21 protein-coding genes are annotated in these 23,392 nt (G+C 32.4%); 14 read left to right on the plus strand and 7 right to left on the minus strand.

Features of this window, described 5'->3' with window-relative positions:
- Positions 1 to 24 precede the first annotated feature (24 nt).
- The 7 genes from ACUUYC_RS23525 (at position 25) to ACUUYC_RS23555 (ending at position 6,143) form a co-directional block, all read left to right on the plus strand.
- On the plus strand, positions 25 to 759 hold the full coding sequence (locus ACUUYC_RS23525; RefSeq protein WP_474269935.1) for a hypothetical protein: 735 nt from the start codon (positions 25 to 27) through the stop codon (positions 757 to 759).
- Positions 760 to 1,067: 308 nt separating this feature from the next.
- Complete coding sequence (locus ACUUYC_RS23530) at positions 1,068 to 1,709, plus strand: peroxiredoxin (RefSeq protein ID WP_474269937.1); 642 nt, start codon at positions 1,068 to 1,070, stop codon at positions 1,707 to 1,709.
- 438 nt (positions 1,710 to 2,147) lie between these two features.
- A complete protein-coding gene (locus tag ACUUYC_RS23535; RefSeq protein ID WP_474269939.1) occupies positions 2,148 to 2,702 on the plus strand; it encodes a VOC family protein in 555 nt (184 codons plus the stop codon).
- An 86-nt stretch (positions 2,703 to 2,788) separates the two neighbouring features.
- Positions 2,789 to 3,214, plus strand: a complete 426-nt coding sequence (locus ACUUYC_RS23540; protein ID WP_474269940.1) for a VOC family protein — start codon at positions 2,789 to 2,791, stop codon at positions 3,212 to 3,214.
- Positions 3,215 to 3,275: 61 nt separating this feature from the next.
- A complete protein-coding gene (locus tag ACUUYC_RS23545; protein ID WP_474269941.1) occupies positions 3,276 to 3,998 on the plus strand; it encodes a DNA alkylation repair protein in 723 nt (240 codons plus the stop codon).
- Positions 3,999 to 4,351: 353 nt separating this feature from the next.
- Entirely contained in the window at positions 4,352 to 4,717 is a 366-nt protein-coding gene (locus ACUUYC_RS23550) for an Lcl domain-containing protein (protein WP_474269942.1), read from the plus strand.
- A gap of 211 nt (positions 4,718 to 4,928) precedes the next feature.
- Positions 4,929 to 6,143 (plus strand): class I SAM-dependent rRNA methyltransferase, encoded by a 1,215-nt coding sequence (locus ACUUYC_RS23555; RefSeq protein WP_474269943.1) that lies wholly within the window; start codon positions 4,929 to 4,931, stop codon positions 6,141 to 6,143.
- 35 nt (positions 6,144 to 6,178) lie between these two features.
- Here the strand turns inward: ACUUYC_RS23555 and ACUUYC_RS23560 are convergent, their stop codons facing one another.
- The 6 genes from ACUUYC_RS23560 to ACUUYC_RS23585 form a co-directional block, all read right to left on the minus strand.
- A complete protein-coding gene (locus ACUUYC_RS23560; protein ID WP_474269944.1) occupies positions 6,179 to 7,174 on the minus strand; it encodes a hemagglutinin protein in 996 nt (331 codons plus the stop codon).
- Positions 7,175 to 7,186: 12 nt separating this feature from the next.
- Positions 7,187 to 8,680, minus strand: coding sequence for a hypothetical protein (locus ACUUYC_RS23565; protein WP_474269946.1), 1,494 nt, complete (start codon positions 8,678 to 8,680; stop codon positions 7,187 to 7,189).
- 11 nt (positions 8,681 to 8,691) lie between these two features.
- Positions 8,692 to 10,179, minus strand: coding sequence for a tail fiber domain-containing protein (locus ACUUYC_RS23570; protein WP_474269948.1), 1,488 nt, complete (start codon positions 10,177 to 10,179; stop codon positions 8,692 to 8,694).
- A 26-nt stretch (positions 10,180 to 10,205) separates the two neighbouring features.
- Positions 10,206 to 11,465 carry a T9SS type A sorting domain-containing protein gene (locus ACUUYC_RS23575; protein WP_474269950.1) on the minus strand — a complete coding sequence of 420 codons (1,260 nt, stop codon included), beginning with the start codon at positions 11,463 to 11,465 and terminating at the stop codon, positions 10,206 to 10,208.
- Between the two features lie 3 nt (positions 11,466 to 11,468).
- Complete coding sequence (locus ACUUYC_RS23580) at positions 11,469 to 12,653, minus strand: T9SS type A sorting domain-containing protein (RefSeq protein WP_474269952.1); 1,185 nt, start codon at positions 12,651 to 12,653, stop codon at positions 11,469 to 11,471.
- A 330-nt stretch (positions 12,654 to 12,983) separates the two neighbouring features.
- Entirely contained in the window at positions 12,984 to 15,764 is a 2,781-nt protein-coding gene (locus ACUUYC_RS23585; RefSeq protein WP_474269954.1) for a response regulator, read from the minus strand.
- A gap of 204 nt (positions 15,765 to 15,968) precedes the next feature.
- Between ACUUYC_RS23585 and ACUUYC_RS23590 the strand changes: the two genes are divergently transcribed.
- The 5 genes from ACUUYC_RS23590 (at position 15,969) to ACUUYC_RS23610 (ending at position 20,050) form a co-directional block, all read left to right on the plus strand.
- Entirely contained in the window at positions 15,969 to 17,480 is a 1,512-nt protein-coding gene (locus ACUUYC_RS23590) for a sodium/proline symporter (RefSeq protein WP_474269956.1), read from the plus strand.
- Complete coding sequence (locus ACUUYC_RS23595; protein ID WP_474269958.1) at positions 17,477 to 17,815, plus strand: hypothetical protein; 339 nt, start codon at positions 17,477 to 17,479, stop codon at positions 17,813 to 17,815. The genes ACUUYC_RS23590 and ACUUYC_RS23595 overlap by 4 nt, the downstream gene beginning before the upstream one ends.
- A 73-nt stretch (positions 17,816 to 17,888) precedes the next feature.
- Positions 17,889 to 18,317: a GNAT family N-acetyltransferase gene (locus ACUUYC_RS23600; RefSeq protein WP_474269959.1), complete on the plus strand. Its 429-nt coding sequence runs from the start codon at positions 17,889 to 17,891 to the stop codon at positions 18,315 to 18,317.
- A 30-nt stretch (positions 18,318 to 18,347) separates the two neighbouring features.
- Complete coding sequence (locus ACUUYC_RS23605; RefSeq protein ID WP_474269961.1) at positions 18,348 to 18,824, plus strand: hypothetical protein; 477 nt, start codon at positions 18,348 to 18,350, stop codon at positions 18,822 to 18,824.
- A 68-nt stretch (positions 18,825 to 18,892) separates the two neighbouring features.
- Entirely contained in the window at positions 18,893 to 20,050 is a 1,158-nt protein-coding gene (locus tag ACUUYC_RS23610; RefSeq protein ID WP_474269963.1) for a tetratricopeptide repeat protein, read from the plus strand.
- A gap of 3 nt (positions 20,051 to 20,053) precedes the next feature.
- Here ACUUYC_RS23610 and ACUUYC_RS23615 read toward each other — a convergent pair whose 3' ends face one another.
- On the minus strand, positions 20,054 to 20,512 hold the full coding sequence (locus ACUUYC_RS23615) for a helix-turn-helix domain-containing protein (RefSeq protein ID WP_474269966.1): 459 nt from the start codon (positions 20,510 to 20,512) through the stop codon (positions 20,054 to 20,056).
- 277 nt (positions 20,513 to 20,789) lie between these two features.
- Between ACUUYC_RS23615 and ACUUYC_RS23620 the strand changes: the two genes are divergently transcribed.
- Positions 20,790 to 21,434 carry an alpha/beta fold hydrolase gene (locus ACUUYC_RS23620; protein ID WP_474269968.1) on the plus strand — a complete coding sequence of 215 codons (645 nt, stop codon included), beginning with the start codon at positions 20,790 to 20,792 and terminating at the stop codon, positions 21,432 to 21,434.
- Between the two features lie 190 nt (positions 21,435 to 21,624).
- Positions 21,625 to 23,268, plus strand: a complete 1,644-nt coding sequence (locus ACUUYC_RS23625; protein ID WP_474269970.1) for a sulfatase-like hydrolase/transferase — start codon at positions 21,625 to 21,627, stop codon at positions 23,266 to 23,268.
- Positions 23,269 to 23,392: the final 124 nt, after the last annotated feature.

The following is a 23,392-nucleotide window of genomic DNA, read 5'->3' on the forward strand; positions in this document are numbered from 1 at the left end:
CAAACTATTAACTAACATATAAAAATGCCAATAGTATTCAACATGTATGCCTTATTGCAGGCAGTTATTGCAGTAGCTTTATTAGGAGTTATTCAATTAGTACTTCCTTTATTTGGTTATCATTATGATATGATTGGCGGAACAAAAGAAGCTTTTATATCGTTACAAATTTTAGCATTAATTACGGCTTATTTAGATGCAAAAGGAATGAAGGGAAGTTTATTCTTCTTACCCACTTGGTTAACATTGATAATTGGTTCTATTGTTGTATTCTATATAACGTATGATAACGTCATATTTCAAAAATATCAATTTATCCTATACATGTCCTCTATTGCAATTCTTACAATTTATGTAAAGCTTAACCAAAGTGAATTGCGAAAAAAATGGAAGAAAAGAAAAGATACTCTAGAGATGTTAAAATTAAAAATCAAATCTAACAGTATCACTGAAGTTGAGTATTGGAAAATTGCATCGCATCTTTTTTATAGTCCATCATACTTTTTCTTGTACTTAAATCCAATATGGGTTAAAGTTTATCAAAATACAATTACTGGAGATGAATTTTTAAATTATTACAAAGAGTTTATAAATACAATTGATATTGAAACTATAAAAAATAAAAGATACAATAGATGGACTCATAATTTAAAAGAATCGCTAAACAGATCGAATACATATAGCGGATATGATCATCTTCCTTTTAGTTTTTCTAGACTAGCAAACACAATAGATTATATGAATAACAATGTTGGCTAATAGCTTTTAAAATAATTGCATGGTTCTACCCTACTTATCCACGCTAGCACAAATTTGAAACTCATACCTACAATCAAAACTAAAAACAGATTCCTTCCAACGCAGCAAATTGAAGATTCGACGAAGTCAATGACAAAAGAAACAAACTCACTAATATTCTAATTGTACTTCGAAGAATCATAGTGCACAATTGTAATGAATGACTTACCTTTATTCAAAATAACAAAAACTCATACTTAAAATTTTTGTTATATATATATTATACAAATTTTAAAAAAACATACATTAATTTATAAAGCATAAAAATCATGGGAACAATTAGATTAGGTGATGAAGCACCAAACTTTACAGCAGATTCAACAGAAGGGAAATTAAATTTTCACAATTGGCTTGGAGATAGTTGGGGAATTTTATTTTCACATCCAGCGGATTATACTCCTGTTTGTACTACCGAGCTAGGAACAGTAGCTAAATACAAGGCTGAATTTGACAAAAGAAATGTAAAAGTAGCTGCATTAAGTGTAGATGGTTTAGCATCACACAATGGTTGGATAAATGATATTAATGAAACTCAAAATACAGTTGTAAACTTTCCTATTATTGCAGATGAGGATAAAAAAGTAGCCATGCTATATGATATGATTCATCCTAATGCGGATAGCAAATTGACTGTAAGATCCGTTTTTGTTATTGATAATAATAAAAAGATAAAATTGACTATTACGTATCCTGCATCAACAGGTAGAAATTTTGATGAATTATTAAGAGTTATTGATTCTTTACAATTGACAGCTTATCATAAAGTAGCTACACCTGCAAATTGGAATAATGGAGATGAATGTGTTATTGTCCCTTCAGTTTCTAATGAAGATATTCCTAATTTATTTCCAAAGGGACATACTGAAGTTAAACCATATTTAAGGCTAACACCTCAGCCAAATCTTGACTAAAATCAATATATAACAACATGTATAATTGATTACTTTGTAAGATGTTACAAAAATTCATAGCTTAGTTAATAGGAAAATTTAGTTAGAATTTCCCTATTAACTAAGCATATTTGTACACACTCTAAACAAACATTAAATGAAAAGAGAATTAGTAAATATTACTTTCTTTCTATTGCCATAGCTACTATGACATTGATTTCTATAATTTATATTTATAGAACTTAAAGAAAACTCAAATTGAAAAGTCAGTTTACAACAACCAAGATCATAAATTGCTTGTCCTGTATCTACTCAGAAAATCTATAGGATTTCCCTTTGATTCATTTTCTTTTATTAACTTACCTCCTAGCCAACGTAACTAGCCATACACAAACACGTTAGCGATCATTTTGAAGAACAATAAAAAGTTTAATCAAAATAGTATTAAATCATTTTAAAATGAAAAGAACTATACCAATATTATTATTATTATTGAGTTTGGCAGCTATAAGTTGCACAGACTCAAAAACTAAAAAAAACAACCTAGTTGAAATAGAAAAACTTCAAGCAGCAAATGACAGCTTGAAAAATATATTGACACAAAATAAGACTACTATGAAAAACCAAATAGCAACTTTCCTGACTTTTCAAGATAATAATGCTGAAAACGCAATGAATTTTTATGTTGCATTGTTTGATAATTCCAAAATTGTTAACATACAACGATGGGGAAAAGGAGGTCCTGTTGAAGAAGGAAAAATTATGGTTGCCACATTTGAGTTAAACGGAAACCTCTTTAAATGCAGTGACAGTCCACCTGTTCATGATTGGAATTTTTCACCTGCCGTTTCTAACTACATTGAATGTGAAAATGAAAACGAACTTGAAAGACTATTTTCAAAACTGTCTGAAAATGGTACTATAACCATGCCATTGAATAATTATGGTTTCAGCCAAAAGTTTGGTTGGGTAATTGACCAATTTGGTGTTTCATGGCAATTAAATTTACAATAAGAAAAAATAACCCGCCAGTATATATTTTCCATTCGGTCTCTATACTATTTATACGTAACTATTGGATTTAACTAAAATTTAAAAAGATGAAAATAACAACATTTCTAACATTTGTTGGTGACCAATGCGGAAAGGCTGAAGAAGCGATAAATTTCTACATTTCTATCTTTCCAAATTCGGAAATTAATAGCATCACAAAATACCAAAAAGGAGAAGCTGGAGGAACACCAGAGCTTATCAAATATGGAGTATTTACATTAAATGGTGCTGCCTATATGGTTTCTGAAAGTAGTTATAATCATGCTTGGTCATTTTCGCCTGGAGTATCATTGTTCGTCGAATGTAATTCAGAAAATGAGATTCAAACTTTATTTGAAAAACTTTCTTCAAATGGAGGTCAGGTGATGGTTCCTCTTGACAATTATGATTCGGGAGATTACGGCTTTGGTAAAAAATTCGGATGGTGTGAAGATAAATTTGGTATTTCATGGCAACTTAATCTTTCAGAATAAATTCAAATTACGGTATAAACTGCCTACAATACATTCTAAATCATTTGTATCAATTAGAAAAATGCGCTTAATCACGAGAAAATCTGAAATCAAAGAAATACTTGAAAAATGTTTTGTCGTATACAATCAAAATGGTTTAGATAGTTTTGTAGAAAAAGTGCATTTAGAAATACTATCCAACAAAGTCAAATTTCCAATTTTAGAATATTGTGGAGAAACTATTTACAACACACTTCCTGAGAATCAACACATCACTTTTTGTGATACAATCCAAAGATTAAAAACGGAAGGTGGAAATGTACTTTTAGGAATCATTCTTCAAAAAAGATTGGAAAGTCATTTTAAACAATCATTTGAAAAAGCATCTGAATATATAGCAGACGCAGACATTTGGTATGTATGTGATATTATAGGTGAACGTGTTTTTGGTTATTCATTGTTACATCAACCTAAAAAAACAATTCCAGAAATACATAAATTATCCAATCATGATACGAATTGGGTGATTCGTTCTTTAGGAGCTGGAACGCATTATGCAATCAAAAAAGGGTTAGAAAAAGAACATGTAACAACGATGTTTAAAATTTTGCTTTCAATGGCAAATACTAAAGACAAAGAAATTAGACAAGGTGTCGGTTGGGCTTCAAAAACGACAGCTAAGTTTCATCCGGATATTATAGAATTGTACAAAAAGGAAATTAAAAATGAAGATCTTGTTGCGAATTGGTTTCGAAAGAAAATAGAGGTTGGTTTGAATCGGAATAATTATGTAAAGAGAAATTGAGGTGAAACCATTCAATCATAAAAAGCATTCGTGCATTACTCAAGCTAGCGCGAGTTTCCAACTCGTGCCCGCAAACAAGCTTAAAAACATCATTTCTTAGATAAGTATTATAATAAAAATCCGCACAGACTTTCTATTCGGTTTGTATTCGCTTAATTAGTTGCTGAAACCACGCAACTAATCGTACACAAACACGTTAGGCTCCATACACTAAAATGTCTGATTCTAAAAAAAGTCGCTCCAAAATGGATTAAATCATTAAGAACTAGAACTTAAAGAGTAAAAAAGTTAAATAAATTTCATTCCTTTGAAAGAGAATAAAAATAACAATTTTCTTAAAACAATAAAATAGTATGGCATACAAAATTGGGGATATAGCGCATGGTGGTATCATATTCGCTGTAGATAAATACGGCGAACATGGCTTTGTAGCTGCTGAAAATGATCAAGGAAGGAAAACGTGGTATGAGGCAAAGAAAATATGTTCAGAACTGAAGTTACAAGGTTATGAAGACTGGATCCTTCCGTCAATGCGTGAGCTGTTTCAAATGTATAATGCTCTTCACATATACGGTCATGGTGGCTTTACTAGTGATTGGTATTGGAGTTCTCAGGAATCCGATTACATCGGTCCTTGGGCCCATAACTTCCGCACTGGCGACAGGTATCGCGTACATCCAATTGAACACAATTATATCCGTGCCGTCCGGGCTTTTTAACCACTTATCAATTTTAACTATTTACCACCAGCTAGCGCGAGTTTAACCTGTGCTGAGTTTATCGAAGTAAACTCGTGTCCACAAACAACTAAAAATAGATTCCTGCCTTCGCAGGAATGACAAAACTAAAAACTCTCAATACTCACTACTAACCACTCAATACCAAATCAAAAACCGTACTTTTGTCAAGATTCATCACAAAGCAAAAAACTTGATCAATTTACCAAATATACAAACACAGAAAATTGCTGTAAAACTAAAACCCGCTACGGAAACGTTGGTTAAAAAAGGACATCCGTGGGTTTTTGAAAATAGCATTGTAAAGCAAAATAAAGAAGGTAATTCTGGAGATTTAGCGGTTATTTTTGATAGTAGAAAAAATAAATTTCTAGCTTGTGGATTCTACGATCCCAATTCACCAATTCGAATTAAAATACTACAAGCAAACAAATCGGTAACGATTAATGCAGAATGGTTTGCTAAAAAAGTGAATGAAGCCTATCAAAAAAGAATTCCGTTATTACAAACCGATACAGACAGTTACAGACTCATTTATGGTGAAAATGACAACTTACCTTCATTGGTTGCTGATGTCTATGATAATGTGCTTGTCGTAAAGCTATACGCTTCGTTCTGGTTTTATCATTTAAAAGATATTTTACCAGAATTGATCAAAGTAAGTAAAGCAGAAACTACAGTGTTACGATTGAGTAGGAATGTGCAAAAAGAAAAAAATCAATTCAATTTTACAGACGGACAAATTTTAGATGGTGAACTCAACAATGAAGTAATTGTTTTTAAAGAACATGGTGTAAATTTTTCGGCAAACGTAATTCATGGTCATAAAACTGGATATTTCTTAGATCACAGAAACAATAGAAAGAAAGTTGGTGAACTTGCCAATGGTAAAACAGTATTAGATGTATTCTCATATGCTGGCGGATTTTCCATTCATGCGCTTTTTGGTGGTGCAAAAGCAGTTACGAGTCTTGATATTAGCGCACCTGCGTTAGAAATTGCGCAGCATAATGCCAAATTAAACGAGTTTTCTGGAACGCATCATACGATTACAGGAGACGCTTTTGATGAATTAGCCAAACTTGCAAAGTCAAAAAAGAAATTTGATATTGTTGTGATTGATCCACCATCGTTTGCTAAAAGTGCCACGGAAGTTGATAAAGCATTGGCGAGTTATAAAAAACTGACACAACTCGGGTTACGATTAGTTGAAAAGAAAGGAACTTTAGTCTTAGCGTCTTGCAGTTCTAGAGTTACCTCAGAAGTCTTCTTTGATTTAGTGGAAGAAACACTCCACAGAAACAATGCAGATTATACAATTCTTGAAAAAACACTCCACGACGTCGATCATCCAATTGGGTTTAAAGAAGGCGCATATTTAAAATGTGTGTATATCAGAATTGATTAAATATTCATAGTTGAATTTTAGTATTGCTGTGTGTTTTAATTTTCTGGTAATTGTTCTAGAATTTGATACGTGCTAAAGTTTAAAAAGTTTCCTGGATGTGCTAATACGTTTTGTAAAATAATAGGCGTATCAGGCGCTGTTCCTGTGTATTGTGTGTTTCCATCCATGTTGATATCGTGCGAGTTGTATCCGCTAACTACAAATGTTGGGAAGTTTAAAAAATTACCTGCATCATTTAGCACGAGTGATAAGATACTTGGCGAATCGGGCGTAGTTCCTGAGTATTGTACAATTGCGTCATTATTTACATCTCCTGTCCACAGAGCCATTGTTCCAGAAGGAATTCCAGAAGTTGTTTGTGCATTGGAACCAAAAGTTTGTGTAGTTGGGTTGGTAAAATCAACACTTGTCACAGAACTATTGAGCGTAATTATATTGGCAGACATTATTCCCAAATGATTTCTATGTTTTACCACTACATAGTAATTGGTTGGTGCTGCATTTAGTTGTACTGTTGAAACGCCATCTACGTCTACAATATCTCCATCACGTTGTACTAATGCCGATTGTGCTCGTACGATTTTAGTGTTATCATTTGCTTGGCGTATTTCTACCCAAACCCAATCTACAATATCATCTTGTGACATTCCTGTACCAGAAGTTCCACCTAAATTGAATATAGTTGCTGCTGCGATAGCTGCATCTGCGTACGGAGATGTAGTTGGTAAGTGATTATTTGATCTTAAATCATCATTCATCAATCCTGTAGTAGCTGGATTTAAAAGTGGTCCTTGCAAAAATATTTTTGGATTGATATTAATTTTAAAATCAGTCGTAATAAATCCTTCAGAAACAGAAAGCGTTGTCGTAGTATGTTCTTGTACGTTTGTTTCTCCGATTGTATAAAGTATTTCTAATCCACCAGCTGTAGCTGATGCTCCTCCACTATCAATACTATATTTTTCTATGGTTTGCGTAAATCCAATATGACTTATGAGCAATACTATGAGTACTATATATGTTGTTTTCATAAAAATCATTTTTTATAGTTTATAAATCACAAATTGAAAAGTTGTAGTTACTTGCGTGCCACTAGCAGTAAAGATGCGTACATTAAGGTCTGCATCACTATCTCCATTGCCATCAGAGATAGTAGTAGTCGAAGTTCTAGCTGTAGTAGAAATTGGTGTTATGATAGCTACTGTATTACTATAATTTAATGATTCTGTACCGTTGACATCTATAATAAATACATTACCGCTAAGAAAAGCAGTAAAATTACCTGTACCACTTAAAACACTTCCAGTAGATTCTACAATGCCATAGGCGATCGGGACTAAATTTGCGTTGCCAGTACTTGTTTGTTGTAATTCTCCATCAATAGAAATATCTACACTACCACTAGTCACTAAATAATTCGTATCTGCGTATTCTTTTGTTATTAGTGCTTTGTCACCAGCAGTATTAATTAATGAGTTCGTTACACTAGGTGCAGTTATGGTACCATTTTTTAAAACAGTTAACGCATCGCTTCTATTTGAATTGAAGACTCCATTGCCTATATTAAATATACGATCGCTTCCAGAAAAACTTGTAGTACTTACTGGTGTGTAATCTGTATTATATGCGCCAATCGAAATTTCAGCATAGGATTTTGCTGTTGTAAAAATACCCGTTGCAGTTGCATAATCACCTGAAGCTTCTGTAGAACGTCCCATTGCTGTTGAAGCCAAACCAGAAGACGTTGTGGAAAATCCCATTGCAGTTGAATAAGCTCTAGAAGCTTCTGTAGAATTTCCCATTGCTGTTGAAAAATTTGCCGTTGCTGACGTACCATTTCCCATTGCTGTTGAGGTATTTCCTGTTGCTAACGTACCATTTCCCATAGCCGTTGAAGAAAATCCAGAAGCTGTTGTTATAATTCCCATTGCTATTGAGCTTTCTCCAGTGGCACCATAATCTGATGATAATAATTCACTATAACTTAAATCTACAGCGTTCTCACCTATGTTTCCATAATTTGCAGCATTACGACCAACCAATCGCCAACCTGTATTTCCATTTTCTGTTATTTGCTCTAAACCTGCAGATGTTAATGGTTGATTGATTAAATCATTATAATCACCACTAAAAACATTTCCTGCACTATCTGCATGTATTGCCATTGGCACTTTTTTAAAGCTGGTTTCGCCAAAATCTACATAAGTGCCATCTTTTTCTATATCTATTTCTGTATTAAGTTTAATGCTTGGCGCCCAATTACCTGGAAAGGTCCCAACGATATTATCGTCACCTTCTCCAATAGTAACTATTACAATACCATTGGCATCGGTAGTAGCAATGTGCCTTTCTTGATAATTTGGAATCACAGGAATTCCTACCGAGTAAATTGTAAACCGTATGTGTATCTCTTGATTGCTTACAACATTTCCCAAACCATCTTTTATAAGTGCTTTGTAATTAAAGCCAGTTTGCGCAGTTGCTGTATAGGTTAGTAATAGTACCAATCCTAATATGAGGTGTTTAAGTGTTTTCACAGGGTGTTTTTTTAGTTGTTTTTATTTTCTAATGCTTCAATTCGTTGAATTAGTTTTTCAAGGGTTTTGTTTTGAGTTTCAATATTGGTTTGTTGCTCTTGTAAAGCTTTTATAAGTATTGGAATAAGCTCTGAATAAGATAAGGTCAACAAGTCAGATTCTTCAACGTAATGTGTAATGCTTGGAAATATTTCTTTTACTTCTTGAGATATTAAACCGATGTTCCGCTTACTTCCTTTTTGATCTTTCATTAAATAACTTACAGGATTTAATTGCATTACTTTGGCTAGCGTACCATCTTCTATAGCTATGATGTCTTTTTTTACACGTCTGTCTGAAATAGAACTATACGTTCCGCTAGCTTGATTAAAAAAACCACGATAACTTCCGTTTTTGTATATACTTAAATGCCCAGAGCTGACTGTTGAAAATTGCCAAGAACCACCTGTAGTTTTATTGTGTATGCTAAATGCATTTGTGTAATCACTAGATGTAGGCGGACTATTTTCATGGGCGACTTCAAGCAGACTAGAAGGTTGATCTCTGCCGATACCAACTTTACCATTTTTTAAAACCGTTACTGCATTGTTACGATGATCATCATCTACACCATTACCAATTTCAAATAGCTTATCAGTATCTTCCCAAGTACTAGAATTACCACCTCCAATATTATATCTTCCAAGAGCAAATGAATAATAAGAATCTACTTCTAATCTATGACCAATGGCGGTTGAACCAAAACCTGATGCATTACAATATGACCCAATTATTGTAGCACTAATACCTGAAGCCCAAGAAGCATACCCATATGCTATAGAACCATTTCCTGAGGCAGAAGAATAGCTTCCTATTACCGTAGATCCTGTTCCAGAAGCATTTGAATTATAACCTCTACAAAATGAAGAATGTCCTGAAGCTACTGAGCCAGGACCAATAGCCATAGAATAATCACCACTAGCACCTCCAGCTAGATCTCCAAAAGTACTAAAGTCGATGGCACCTTCACCTATTGGTAAGTGAGAATTGGGGTTACGACCAACCAATCTCCAGCCAGTATTATCTTGTGTGCCATTGTTTTCTGTTATTTGCTCTAAGCCAGATACATTAGCAGCTGTTTCAGCATGTTTTGCATAAGGCACTGCCATAAACTCAGTAGTTCCCATATCTACCAATCCAGCGCCAGTATTTATTTGTACGTTTAAAAAATGATCACTGGTTGCCCAATCTATGTCTGTAAAAACACCACTGGTTGCTACGCCTTCTCCAATATTGAGTATTATTAAACCATTAGCATTTGTAGTTGGTGAGTGCGTTTCTACATAAACATTGTCTGCAATATTTGTACTCGTACGAATACTAAATTGTACTTGTATTAAGTCATTGACTACTACATTACCACTATCGTCTTTAATAATTGCCTTATAATTTATGCCTTGTTGCGCAAAAGTTGAAATTGTTACTAATAGTAAGACAAGTACTGTAATTATTTTTCTCATGAGCTTATTTTTACGTTTTCAATTTTTTAATTGATTACAATTTTTTTAGTAAGTATACTATTGTCAATATGAATTTTAATCAAGTATGTGCCTGCTGCTAAATGACCAATAGCAATTTTTGTTTCTCCGTTAGTTTTAAGAATTTGTTGTCCTTGTAGATTGAACAAAGTCACCGAATGAACTGGTGTTGAAGTATTAGTATTTATGTTGATGTAATTTGCTGTCGGATTTGGATATACAACAACGGAATACGAGTTTTCATCAATTGAGTTTATGCTTAGTGTTGTAGCATCAAAAGCAGCAGCAGCACTCCAAAATGATACGCTACGCGTTAGGTTTCGCCAATCATCAGTATCTGCGTTCCAAGCTTGATATATAAGTTCGGTTTCGTTATCATCTGCATCAAACGTTCGTAGTTGCCTAAATTTATTTATCCAAACACCATCCGCAGTAACCCATTCTTGAATGATTAGTTCTGTTTGGTTTCCCAGTGTGTATACATATACAAAACGCTCAAAATTTCTGTAGGTGCCACTTATTCGTAATTGCCTTGTTCGCTCCGTAAGTTGTTGTAATGCATTGTAACTATATAAAGTTTGTTCCGATCCATTTACATTAAAATCGTTTTGACTTCCATTAAATCCAAATTCTTCTATTTTTTCCAATGCTCCAAAACTGGTATAACTGTATTCCTTTTTTTCTACATTGAGCCAAAAATCTACGTCTTCGAAATAGATTTGCTCAATCTCTTGCGTTAATCTATCAGAGCCTATTTCGTACTCATATAGGTATCTATCTTCGGGAACAAGGACAGAACCGTCAAACTCTTCAAGTGTTTTAATGGTAAGATTGTTTCCGTTATAGGTTTTAATTTCTCGTCTTTGATTTCTCCAAGCATTGTTCACTCTTATGGCATATAGAAAAACAGTTTCATTGTTCTGTGCATTGTATGTATGCGTATCTCTTGCACTATTTGACCAACTATCACTACTCCAATTTTGTTGTATACTTTCGGTTATATTGTTTAAAGTATTATAGTCTTTATTAAATTGATAAAAATTCACCCAATTACCAGTACCACCATTCGCTATCAATCGTAATAGATTGGTTTCTTTCGTTCCTTCGTAATCAAATGTGTATAATTCTCTTGTGTTATGAGACCAATTAGTATCAGCACTTGACCAAGAAAATATATGGATGGAATCTCTTCTAAATTCAGTTTGTGCAGTATGATCTTGAATGCTTAAGAAAAATAGTATGCAAAAAATTGAGTAGTGTTTTTTCATGTGTTATGATTTTATAAATTTGAACGTTTCATTTTTAATTTTCAGAAAGTAGATTCCAGCGGATAACGCTATTAAATTAATAGATGTCATTTCAGATTTTAAAACACCTTCATGAACAATTTTTCCTAATTGATCATAGATTGAAAACGAGATATTTTTAGCAAACGAATCAGTAAATTGAATAGACAATTGATCATTGGCAGGTATAGGGTAAATTTTAATTTTGGAACGTTCATCTTCAATCGATGAAACACTTAACGGAGCACATTCAACTCCATCTCTTTGGTAATCGCAGACAGTTTGCCATGCAATTTCTTGCATAATTGCAGCTTGTGCTGGCGTTGGATATACTGTATATAAATTACCATATCTATTTGTTAGTTGGTTTGGTAAGCCAACTGGAGACATTTTATGTATGACAGCGTACATCACACAAGCAATAAAATAATTACCGCGTGAGTCTAAATGATGTGTATCTACAAATAAATCAAAGATTGAAGATAATCCAGGAACTGTACCTTCTTCAATACGATCAGACAATCTACCTAGCGCTTGACCACCAGGAATTATTAACATCGGGTTTGTGTGCGTCAAATTGATATGATCAGCAATACTTTCCCATTTTGCTAGATCTATGTCAAGTCTATCTCTCCATGGAGTATTACTTTCCGTATCCCAATCGCATGGATAACCTCCAGAACCCGAAGTACTGCCATTACCACTATTAATACAATGCCAAGTTTCGTATATATAGTATTGAATGTTTGGATTGTGTTGATTCGCAAAACTGCAAAAGTCATCTGCAACTTGAAAAGTATTACTACTGTTTAAATGATTTAGTAGCGGAACAGCTTCTGTTAAAATAAAGTTTTCATATCCGCCATTAGGTAGTGTCAAATCCCACTGATCTCCTTGTCCAGTTGTTGGATTGTTCCAATGCCATGATAAAGTAGCTCCATTTCCAATGTTAGCATCATATGAAAAGGTTTGACTGCTTGCAATTGATAACTTATCTACAATGTTTGGTACTTCAAAGTTTATCAAACTATGTCCTAAAAAGAAGGTATTATTAGATTGCGCATCAACGTTTGATGTATTAATTAAAAATAGCAACGCAATCAGAAATATGATTTTTTGCTTCCCCATTTTTAAATAGTTGTTTTTGTATTCGTGGATATTTGATTTCATGGGTTATTTTTTAAAAGTTGTCTTTTGTATGACTTTGTTTTTATTAATAATACTTAAGGTGTAGGAACCTTTCTTAAGATTGTTTACGTTTAAGTAAATCTTATCGGTTAATGCTTCTTTTAATTTCCCTTCATATAGTTTCATTCCTATATTAATTACATTTAGAATAGTTTTTATGAGAGTAAAAGTAGTTGTGTAGTTGCGTGAAGACTATAAGTATTGTAACAAACACTATGACTATTGTAACATTGCTTGAAACGCAGAGATTACCTATGTTTATGAAGAATAAACATTTAAAAAAAAGAAAGAAAATTTAAAAATATAAGGTGTTTAATTACCTCTTTTAGCGTATTGTGTAGGCGTACAATTATAGACTTCTTTAAAGCGTTTGCTAAAATATGCAGGATCATTAAAACCGACACTATAGCCAACTTGTGATACGGTTACATCAGATGTTTTTAACAAATCAGCAGCTAGTTTTAAACGTTGCGAACGAATAAATTCTGTAGTTGTCATGTTGAATAAAGCTTTCAGTTTTCTGTGTAATTGCATTCTACTCATATTTACTGATTTACAAAAATCATCTGTATTAAAAGTAGATTCTACCAATTTATCATCTAAAACATCTTGCAATCTATTTAGAAATAAATCATCTGTAGAACTGATTGAAATTTCTGTTGGTTTTAAAAGAACTTCTTGACTAAATTTTTCCTGTAGTTTTTTTATATTCTCCAACAGTTTTTCAACTTTTAGTTTTAGGAGTTCGTTATTAAAAGGTTTTGTAATATAGTCGTCGGCACCAGTTTTCACACCTTCAATTTCGTTTTCTTCACCAGCTTTTGCGGTTAGTAAAATAATTGGAATATGACTTGTTCGCTCGTCCGTTTTTAAAGTATTACAGAGTTCAATACCATTTTTTACCGGCATCATGATATCACTTATAATAATATCAGGAACATGCTGAATTGCCAAATCTATTCCTTCTTGTCCGTTTTCAGCATGTATAATTTTATAGTTGTCTTTAAAAATAGAATCAACATACATTCTCACATCCGTATTATCTTCAACAATTAAAAGAATTGGTGTATCATCATCAAAATCATTTTCATTTTCTAGAATTGTATTGGAAATCACAATGTCTTTTTCTACATCTTTATGTTCTAATACTTCTTCAGCTTCTAAATCTTTGTAATCAGCTTTAGCAATTGGCAACATCACTTTAAAAGTTATCCAATTTTCAATACTGGTGGCTGAGATTGTTCCTTTATGAAGACTTACAATTTCTTTGACTAACGACAATCCAATTCCAGTTCCTTCTTTGTATTGATCAACTTGGTAAAAACGGTCAAAGAGTTTCTCTATTTCTTCAGGTGTTAACTGTTCTCCAGTATTTTTTATTTCAAAGTGAAATTCATTGTCTTTTACAACAGCTTTGCAAGCAATTTCTCCATTTTCAGAAGTGTACTTTACAGCGTTTGACAATAGATTTGTAATAATTTTTTCGACAATATCTTTATCAAACCAAGTTTCAAGTACTGTTGGCTCTATGTCGGTCTCAAATTTTAAGAGTTTTTGTTTAGTCGTAAATCTAAAACTATCAATTAAGATTTCAGTAAAAGTAATGATGTTGTTATTTGATACATCTAATACTACATTTCCAGATTCAACTTTTGACACGCCTAATAACTGATCTACCAAAGAAAGTAACCGATTAGAATTTCGCTGCATCATTTCAAGATTACTACGTTCTTCATCTGGCAAATCTTTCTTTTCTAGTTGTTGTTGAATTGGACCAGAAATTAGCGTTAATGGTGTTCTAAACTCATGTGAAATGTTGGAGAAAAATTTAGACTTTAATTCATTTAATTCTTGCAGATTTTCTCGTTTACTTTTTTCGATTTCTAATGCGGATTCGCTTAAAACTCTCTTGTTATTTGTGATTCTATTTTGATACGAAACAACTCCAGAAAAAAGAATAATTTCAATAATTACCGCTCCTATAAAGAAAAAAGAGAGCCCCAAAACAACACTCAATATTTGCCCTATAATTAAAAACAAACTACCAACAACAACAATCCTTTTTGCAATACTTAATGGTGTAAACATTAGATAAATAAAAATGATAATTGAGATGATTAAAAATATAATGTTATAAGAATCTATAAGCACATATCTATACGAAAAATACGGCACAAAAATCATTTGTAGTAAAATGAAAGCGGCAAATACTAAAGAAGCTATAATAGTAAATTGAGCTAATTTATAAATCGTTGAATTTTTGTTTTTTAATTCTACAAAATAGATTACAAAATAAAAATATGTTACCGAAGCCATAATTACACTAACAATCCCAACATAGTTTATTATATATGGATGTATGGAGTTTAAGAAGTTCGAAATATTTCGAAACATCATAATAAATATGAGCGTTGTAAAAAGCAGATACAAACTATAGTGCAAGAAGTTTCTATCTTTTGTAACTATATAACTTACTAAAAACAGCAAAAACGAAATAAATACAACAGCTAAGCACTGTTTAAAACTATAATTGTCATCATATTCCGTAAGTTTATTTGAATACCAGTTGTTTACATTATTTGTTAGAAATAAAATACCTGAATATTTTGAATAAGCTTTTCCACTAAAACCAAGCTGTCGCTTATTGTAATAAAAGGGTTTTGTAAAATCTAAAGAATCAATTGATAAGTTTGAAACAGAAGCATCTCCAGTTATATACTTCATTTTCCGTTTGGTAAGAATTCCTACCTTATACTGTTTATAACCATTTTTATAAGGAATATATACATCTGAAAGATCAACAATATTTGGTGTAAATAATAACTGTTTTGCTGTTGTTTTGGGAATTGTATAAAACTTATACCAAACTATTGCCTCTGATACACTTGGTGGTTTTTCAAGTTTGTAAAACTTTCTGTTTTTTATTTCTTCAAAAGAAAGCGAGCGTGTAGAGTCAATATAATATTCAACATAATTTCCAATATAATATTGTTTTTCATCTTCTACTAGTTCTAAATATTTAGGAACATCAACTGTTTGCCCAAAAGAAATAAAATGAATTACAGTGAATATTAAAAAAAAGAAAGTTCGCATTTAGTTATTGATTCTTATTCAAAAATAAGGTTTTAAACCAAAAAGCATAAAAAAATTGAAGCAATTACACATCAGTAGATAAATAAAGCCGCAAAAACAGTTACTTACTTTCGAAATTTGGTTAATTGTAATTTTAATCTTTTTAAACAATACAAATTATTATCCAAACACTATCTTTATAAAAATAACCTAAACCAAAAACCAATGATCACAAAAATTACCGTTCTAGCAATTTATGTAGCCATTCTATTTTTAATAGGGATATTGGCTTCGCGAAGAGTCAAAAGTATGAGTGATTATTATGTAGGAGGAAAAAAAATGGGCTTTTGGGCTGTTGCTTTTTCTGCGAGAGCCACTGGCGAGTCTGGATGGCTTTTAATCGGTTTAACAGGAATGGGCGCCATTGCAGGTTATTCTGGTTACTGGGTTGTTGCAGGTGAATTACTCGGCGTTTTTATCTCATGGCAATTTATGGCAAAACGCTTTAAAAAGCGGTCTGACGAATACAAAGCAATCACAATACCCGATTACCTTCAAAGTCATTTTAAATCGTCCACAAACACGCTACGGATTATTTCTGCTTCGGTATTAGTGGTTTTTGTCGTCATTTATGTGGCTTCGCAAATGGATGTCACCGGAATTGCATTTGAGTCCATGCTTGGTATTGACTATCGAATTGGTGTTTTAATTGGTTTTACAATTGTGCTTATTTATATTTTTATTGGTGGATTTGTCGCTGCTGTTTGGTCAGATATGTTTCAAGGTATTTTAATGTTTTTCGGCCTCGTTTTACTGCCAATTGTAGTATGGTTTTCTATGGATCACGGAGCTGGAATTACGGAAGGATTAAATGCAATTGATCCTACATTAACACAATTCATGGGAAGAAGTAATGACGGTTGGATGAACTTATTTACCATTCTTGGTTTCTCCATGATTGGATTAGGTTTCTTAGGATCACCACAAGTATATGTCCGTTTTATGTCTATTGAAAGTGAACATGAAATTGATAAAGGAAAATGGGTAGCGCTTCTATTTACACTCTTAACAGATGCTGCAGCTGTAACCATTGGTATACTTGCTCGAATCTATTTTACACAAGCCGGACAAGATCCTGAGTCCGTTTTAGGAACTGGCGGAGAAGATGTATTGAGCATGATTACTAACGAATTTTTACCCACAATTTTAGTTGCAATCTTTATTGCGATCGTTCTTTCTGCAATAATGTCTACCATAGATTCCTTATTGATTCTTGCGTCAAGCGCGATTACACGTGATTTTTATCAGAAAATATTTAGACCCGATTTAAAAGATGAAGACTTAACAAAATTCTCTCGATTGGTTACTATTGGAATGGCAATGGTAGCACTTGGAATCGCAGTTTTACTATATTTCTTATATCCTGATCGACAGATTTTTTGGATTATGATTTTTGGTTGGTCTGGAATTGCCGCTACGTTTTGTCCTGTAATTATTCTATCATTATTCTGGAAAGGATATACTGAAAAAGGAGCCATTGCGTCTATGATTACTGGGTTTGCTTCTGTTATATTTTTCAAATTTGTAATGTCGAACTTAGAAAGTGTTGGTGCGTATTTTGTAGAATTAGATGTATTGGCGCCTTCGTTTGCTTTTGCAATGATTGTAGGGTATATTGTTTCAAAAGTATTTCCGAATAAGAAAGATGCAGAAGAACTATCAGAAACCTTAGAATGATCTTACTTTATAACAATCGAGGAATCTTAATTCCTGTATTTATCATCGTTCCATTTTTAGGTGTTACATTGCTATATAGCTTTTTGAAAGATAATGTTGGAGTTTTTTTTTCTTCTGAAGCTTCTTTCCAATTTAGTATGGGAATTGGATTTCTATTGTCTTTTATTTGGACCTATCATACAAGCTATGACTATGTTATAAATGATGGTAAGAAAGTACGGATTGAAATGTATAATCATTTCTTTTTTATATCAAATAGATTATGGAGTTACATTATGTTAGGCGCTGGAGTTTTGACTTTAATTAGTGGAGTATTAGAATTCTTTTATGGATGAAAAAGTATTCCATATTCTATTTACTTATAATTAATTTAAAATCCTACTTTTAATCAAAATTGCACACATTGAAATGAACATAGAAATTACAACAAACCCAAACAAAGCTGATGCAAAAACTATCAGCAAAGGAATTATTGACTTCAACCAATTAAAAGTACCCGATCTTGAACCAATTGAAGCTGAAGTAAAATTTTTTGTGTTTGCTAGAAATGAACATTCAACTATAATTGGCGGCGTAAGAGCAACTTGTTTTTGGAATACAATGCATATTGAATTGTTATGGTTATCTGAAGAATGTCGCGGAAAAGGAATCGGCAAAGAATTGATTGTATCTGCCGAAAAGTTTGCCAAAGAACATAACTGTGAGAAAGTTTTTGTGGAAACAACTAGTTGGCAAGCGAAACCATTCTACGAAAAAGTTGGATATAAACATATAGCCACATTAAACGATAGACCAAAAGGGCATGCTTCGCATTATCTTACGAAAGATTTAACGTAACTCGAAAAAATAATTCTTATCTTCATCTATATGAAAAAGTTACTCAGTACTGCACTCCTATTTTTTACAACATGTACACTCTTAGCACAAGTAAAAGTGTATAAAGGTGATTCTACATTTTCAATGGATTTGATTTGTACGGTAAAAGATGAAAAAGTGTACAAGGAAAATTCTTTTTTTAGTGGTGATATTATTTACACTATTATGAATGATCAAATTTTTAAAGGAAATTCTACATCTGTATTTGATGTCCTTTATACGGTAAGAGATGGAAAGGTGTACAACGAACGCTCGCGAATGGCAAATCATATTCTATTCAATATCAAAGATGGAAAAGTATACAAAGAGAATTCAAATTCTATTTTTGATATCATTGCTACGATTAGAGATGGAAAAGTATATAAAGAACGTTCGCGCTTTCCAAGTGATGTATTATTTACAATTGATGGCGATGTAACACTAGAAGAATTTGTCGCCGTTTGGTTTGCTTTAAAATTTAGATTCTGAACATAAAAAAGCACGAATAACACTTCTAATTAAAATCTAAAAAGAATCATTAATTACAAAAAATACGAATGAAAAATATACTAATAACGTTCCTCTTAACTTTAATGACATTCGTTGGTTTTAGTCAAAACACAAATGAAAACATTCTTTACATTGTCGATTCTATTCCAGTAATAGAAGAACCAAAAGAAGGATTTGGGACATTAACACAAGAAGAAATTAGTACTGTTTTCGTTCTAAAAGATAAAAAGACAATAGCATCATACGGTTATAAAAATTCTGATAAAATCATTTATGTTTTTACCAAAGCATATGCGCAAAGACCAGATAGTATCAAAGCAATTCCAACATCAAAATTAATGGTTAAAAAGAATGGCGCTTGGTGTTTAAAAAATAGTACAACATCATACTCAGGGAAATTTATAGATTATTATTTGACTGGAAAAAAACAAGGAGAAGGTTTTTTTGTAAATGGTAAATTAAAAGGAAAACGACAATTCTACTATCTAAACGGAAACATATCTGACGAAATTGAATATGAAAACGGAATTTCACATGGAGTTGAAAAACGTTTTTATAAAGATGGAACTTTAAAGCAAATAGGGAATTTTAATAAAGGAAAAGAAGTTGGCAGTTGGAAAATGTATCATCCAAACGGACAATTAAAACAAGAATCTTTATTTAATGAAGCTGGAAAAATGAATGGCGAATCGTTAACGTATTACTCAACTGGAAAATTAAAAGGTAAAAATAGCTACAAAAATGGAGTGTATCAAAACGATAAACTAAGCGATAAGATTTTTAAATTCTACAATCAGGGACAAGCGTATTATAGGCAAGGAAATTTTAAATCGGCAATAAAAAAATACACAAAATGCATTCAGTTAAATGAAGATTGGGCTGATGGATATTTTGCAAGAGCTTCAGCAAAGCTAAATAATTTTCAATTTGATGAATCGATTACAGATTTTAATAAAGCACTAGAAATAGAGCCTTACTACACCAATGCCTACTCAAATAGAGCTTTTGCTATAATTAGAAAATATGAATTTGGAAACAGTCGTACTTTATCAAAATCCAAAGATGTAGTCATAATGGCTTCAAAAGAAACTAAAATTCCAGCTGCCGAACTCACTAAAGTTTGTGAAGATTTAAAAAAAGCAGTTTCTCTTGGAGATACAAATTCAATGGTTTTAGGAGCCGTAAAGAAACATTGTAAAGAATAGAACTTATTTCTTTTTGAACTTTTTTTCAATCAATTTTTGTTTCCATTCTTCTCCAAAGAAATCAAAAACATTCAACGAATAAATACCTATTACAACTACCCAAGAAAGTAATACCCATAGAAAAACACTCCAATTTGCAGCATCCATAATTGCAAGAATTAATGGACCAATTAGACTCACTGCTGCAATAGCAACATATTTATACAAACCTTTCACTTTTTCAACATATGCTTCTTCTTTTCTAATCTGTTCCATTTCGTCTTTTTTATCTGAATCAACAATATCTGTTTCAAAAACAGCCGCCAATGATTTCAATGATTCCAAACCAGCATTTTCTCCATTTTCAATTCGTTGAATCGTTCGTATACTCAAACCACTCATTTCAGCAAGTTGTTCTTGTGACCAATGACGCTCTAATCGCATCTTCTTCACATCTCTTAAATTAATTTTATTTGAATTCATGGTCGTATACATCTTTAATAATAATTATTGGACAAAGATACGCATTCAGCTTTCTTTCCGTTGAAAGCAAGCAGACACGGACACGACAGTTATATGACAGTTACCTGACACCAATTATTCGAAACAATAGTTCATTTAATAAAATGAGGTTTCATCATATACAAACACTCTATTATTTCCTTTTTTAGAAACATCTTACAAGAAGAATTTTCAGCTATTTGAATAGCTTTTAAATATATACATTAACTTTACGAATCTATAATTTTGCAAAAAGCATATGGGACTTATTTTAATTCCAGGACTTGGTTATGATGATCGTATTTTTCACAATTTGAATCTATCAGACTTTGAAATTGAATATCTCAACTGGATTGAACCACTCAAAAACGAGCACATTCATGAGTATTCACAACGTTTGTTTGCTACTGCTAAAACCTCTTCTGACAAAACAATCTTAATTGGTCATTCGCTAGGCGGAATTGTCTCGCAAGAAATTGCAAGTATACAACCAATTGAAAAAATCATTTTAGTTTCAAGTATACAATCAAGGAAAGAATTACCGCTTTCATTCAAAATTGTAAAACCATTACACGTAGATCGTTTTTTTACAAAAGAAATTTGCATTAAATCTGTTAAATTTTGGGGTAAAAGTCACGGGTTTGATGAAGAGACAACAGCTCTATTTAAGAGCATGCTCGAAAAGCAAACAAACTCTTATTTGCAATGGGCAATAAAAGCATTGTCTACTTGGACAGCTCCTAAAGTTCCTACTACTAAAATTATTCGAATTCATGGAACTAATGACAAAACCTTACCGTATAAATTAGTTGAAAAGCCAGATTTAATCATTGAAAATGGAAGTCATATTTGTGTGATAAATGAAGCTGATATCATTTCAGAATTCATTAAAAGCAATGTATAATATTATATTTTTTTTTGTTTTTAGATCGTAAATTCTAAGTCTATCTAGTTATTTTTTGTGAATTACACACATAACTACCTCATTATCAATACGTGGTAATACGTGTTTTTCAAAATTCAACCGAAATGAAATTGTATAATTTTCATCTTTGATATACATTTATATAGATCAAACTTTGAAAACTTATATCATGAAACAAGCGAAAAAACCAAACATTCTTATTCTAATTACCGATCAACAACGAAGCATTCAACATTTCCCAGACGGATGGGCAGAAAAGCATTTGCCTTGGACAACACATTTAAAGAAAACTGGTGTTACTTTTACAAACAACATGTGTAGTTCAACAGCATGTTCGCCTAGTAGATCCACTATTTTTTCAGGCACGTATCCTACAGTAAATGGTGTGCTTAAAGTAAATGATACTATAAATATGAGTCGTACCTTACCAATGGGCGGATCTTTAGCTACATTAGGACAAATCATGACCGATTCAGGCTATAGAATGGTGTACAAAGGTAAATGGCATTTAGATGCTTCTTTTGCAAACTTTAGTTATATGCGTCCTTCAGATATGGATCGCATGATGATAGAAGATGATGCGATGGAAAATCATTATGCATTTCCAGGATGGACGTCTCCAGATTTAGGTACTTGTGAAACAAACATGACAGAAAGAGGAACTGAAAAACCTAATGAAAACTCTCCGTTGAATTCTCTTGGAGGCGGAACAGCCGCGAATGACAATAGAATTGTACATGGACCAATGTTTCTAGATAGTCAAGAATCAGCAGTAGACTTTATCAAAAATTACAATCCAAAAGATGAAAAACCATTTTGTTTAGTGGTTTCGTTGGCAAACCCGCATGATGTTTGGGTATATCCGTATGCGCCAATTAGTGCTGGTTATGCTGATCAAAAATGGTTAGGAGAAGCATATCGTGACTTTACACTTCCGAAAAGCTATTATGCTACATTAGATACAAAACCAACTGCACAACAAAATTTTTTAGATCTTTTTCAAGGAGGAAAACTAGATCATGATGAAGCATTAAATTATTTAAAATTCTATGCATATTTGCAAACCTTAATTGATGATTTGACAGGTGATATTATCAAAGCAATGCGAGCAAACGTTCATGTAGGAGATCAACTGGAAAAAGATACTTATGTAATTAGATTATCTGATCATGGAGAAATGGCAATGTCACAAGGAGGATTACGTCAAAAGGAAAACACGATTTACAAAGAAACCATCAATGTTCCGATGATATTTTCCAATCCAAACTTACCACAAAATGTAGTAAAAGACGATTTAGTTTCGCTAATAGATTTAATGCCAACGATTATAGAAATCACTGGTGCAAACGTTCCTAAAAATATTGCTATACAAGGAGAAAGCTATGCCAATACTGTTCTAAAAGGTGTTTCAAACAATAGAGAATATAATTACTTTGCTACTGATGATAGTTCCATGTCTGCCTATACTTGTATAAGAGGAATCATTAGTCATCAATATAAATATGGTGTCTATTATGCTGCTGATTATGGAAGCCAAAACTATGGTGTTGTGAATTATAACGGAGAAATTTCAGTAAGTAAAGATGATTCGAGTATGCCATCATCAGTAATTCAATATGAATTGTATGATTATAGTACAGAAGGCGGACAAACAGAAACTGAAAATCTTTTGGCAAATTCTACGAATGTTCATGGAACTGTTTTAGATACTTGGAAAGAATTACACGCTATTCTTACCTCTAAAATGCAAAAAACTTACACACTACCAAACAATTGGGAATTTGCAGATGTTCCTAGTCAAAAAACTGAATGATTCAGATTAAATATTCTCTATAAAAAACAATTAAAAACTATCTCGCAACTGAGGTAGTTTTTGTTTTACCATCTCATCAAACAAATACATATTCATTTGATTACCAATACGTGTTTATACCTGT

This window comes from Kordia sp. E (assembly GCF_056033805.1).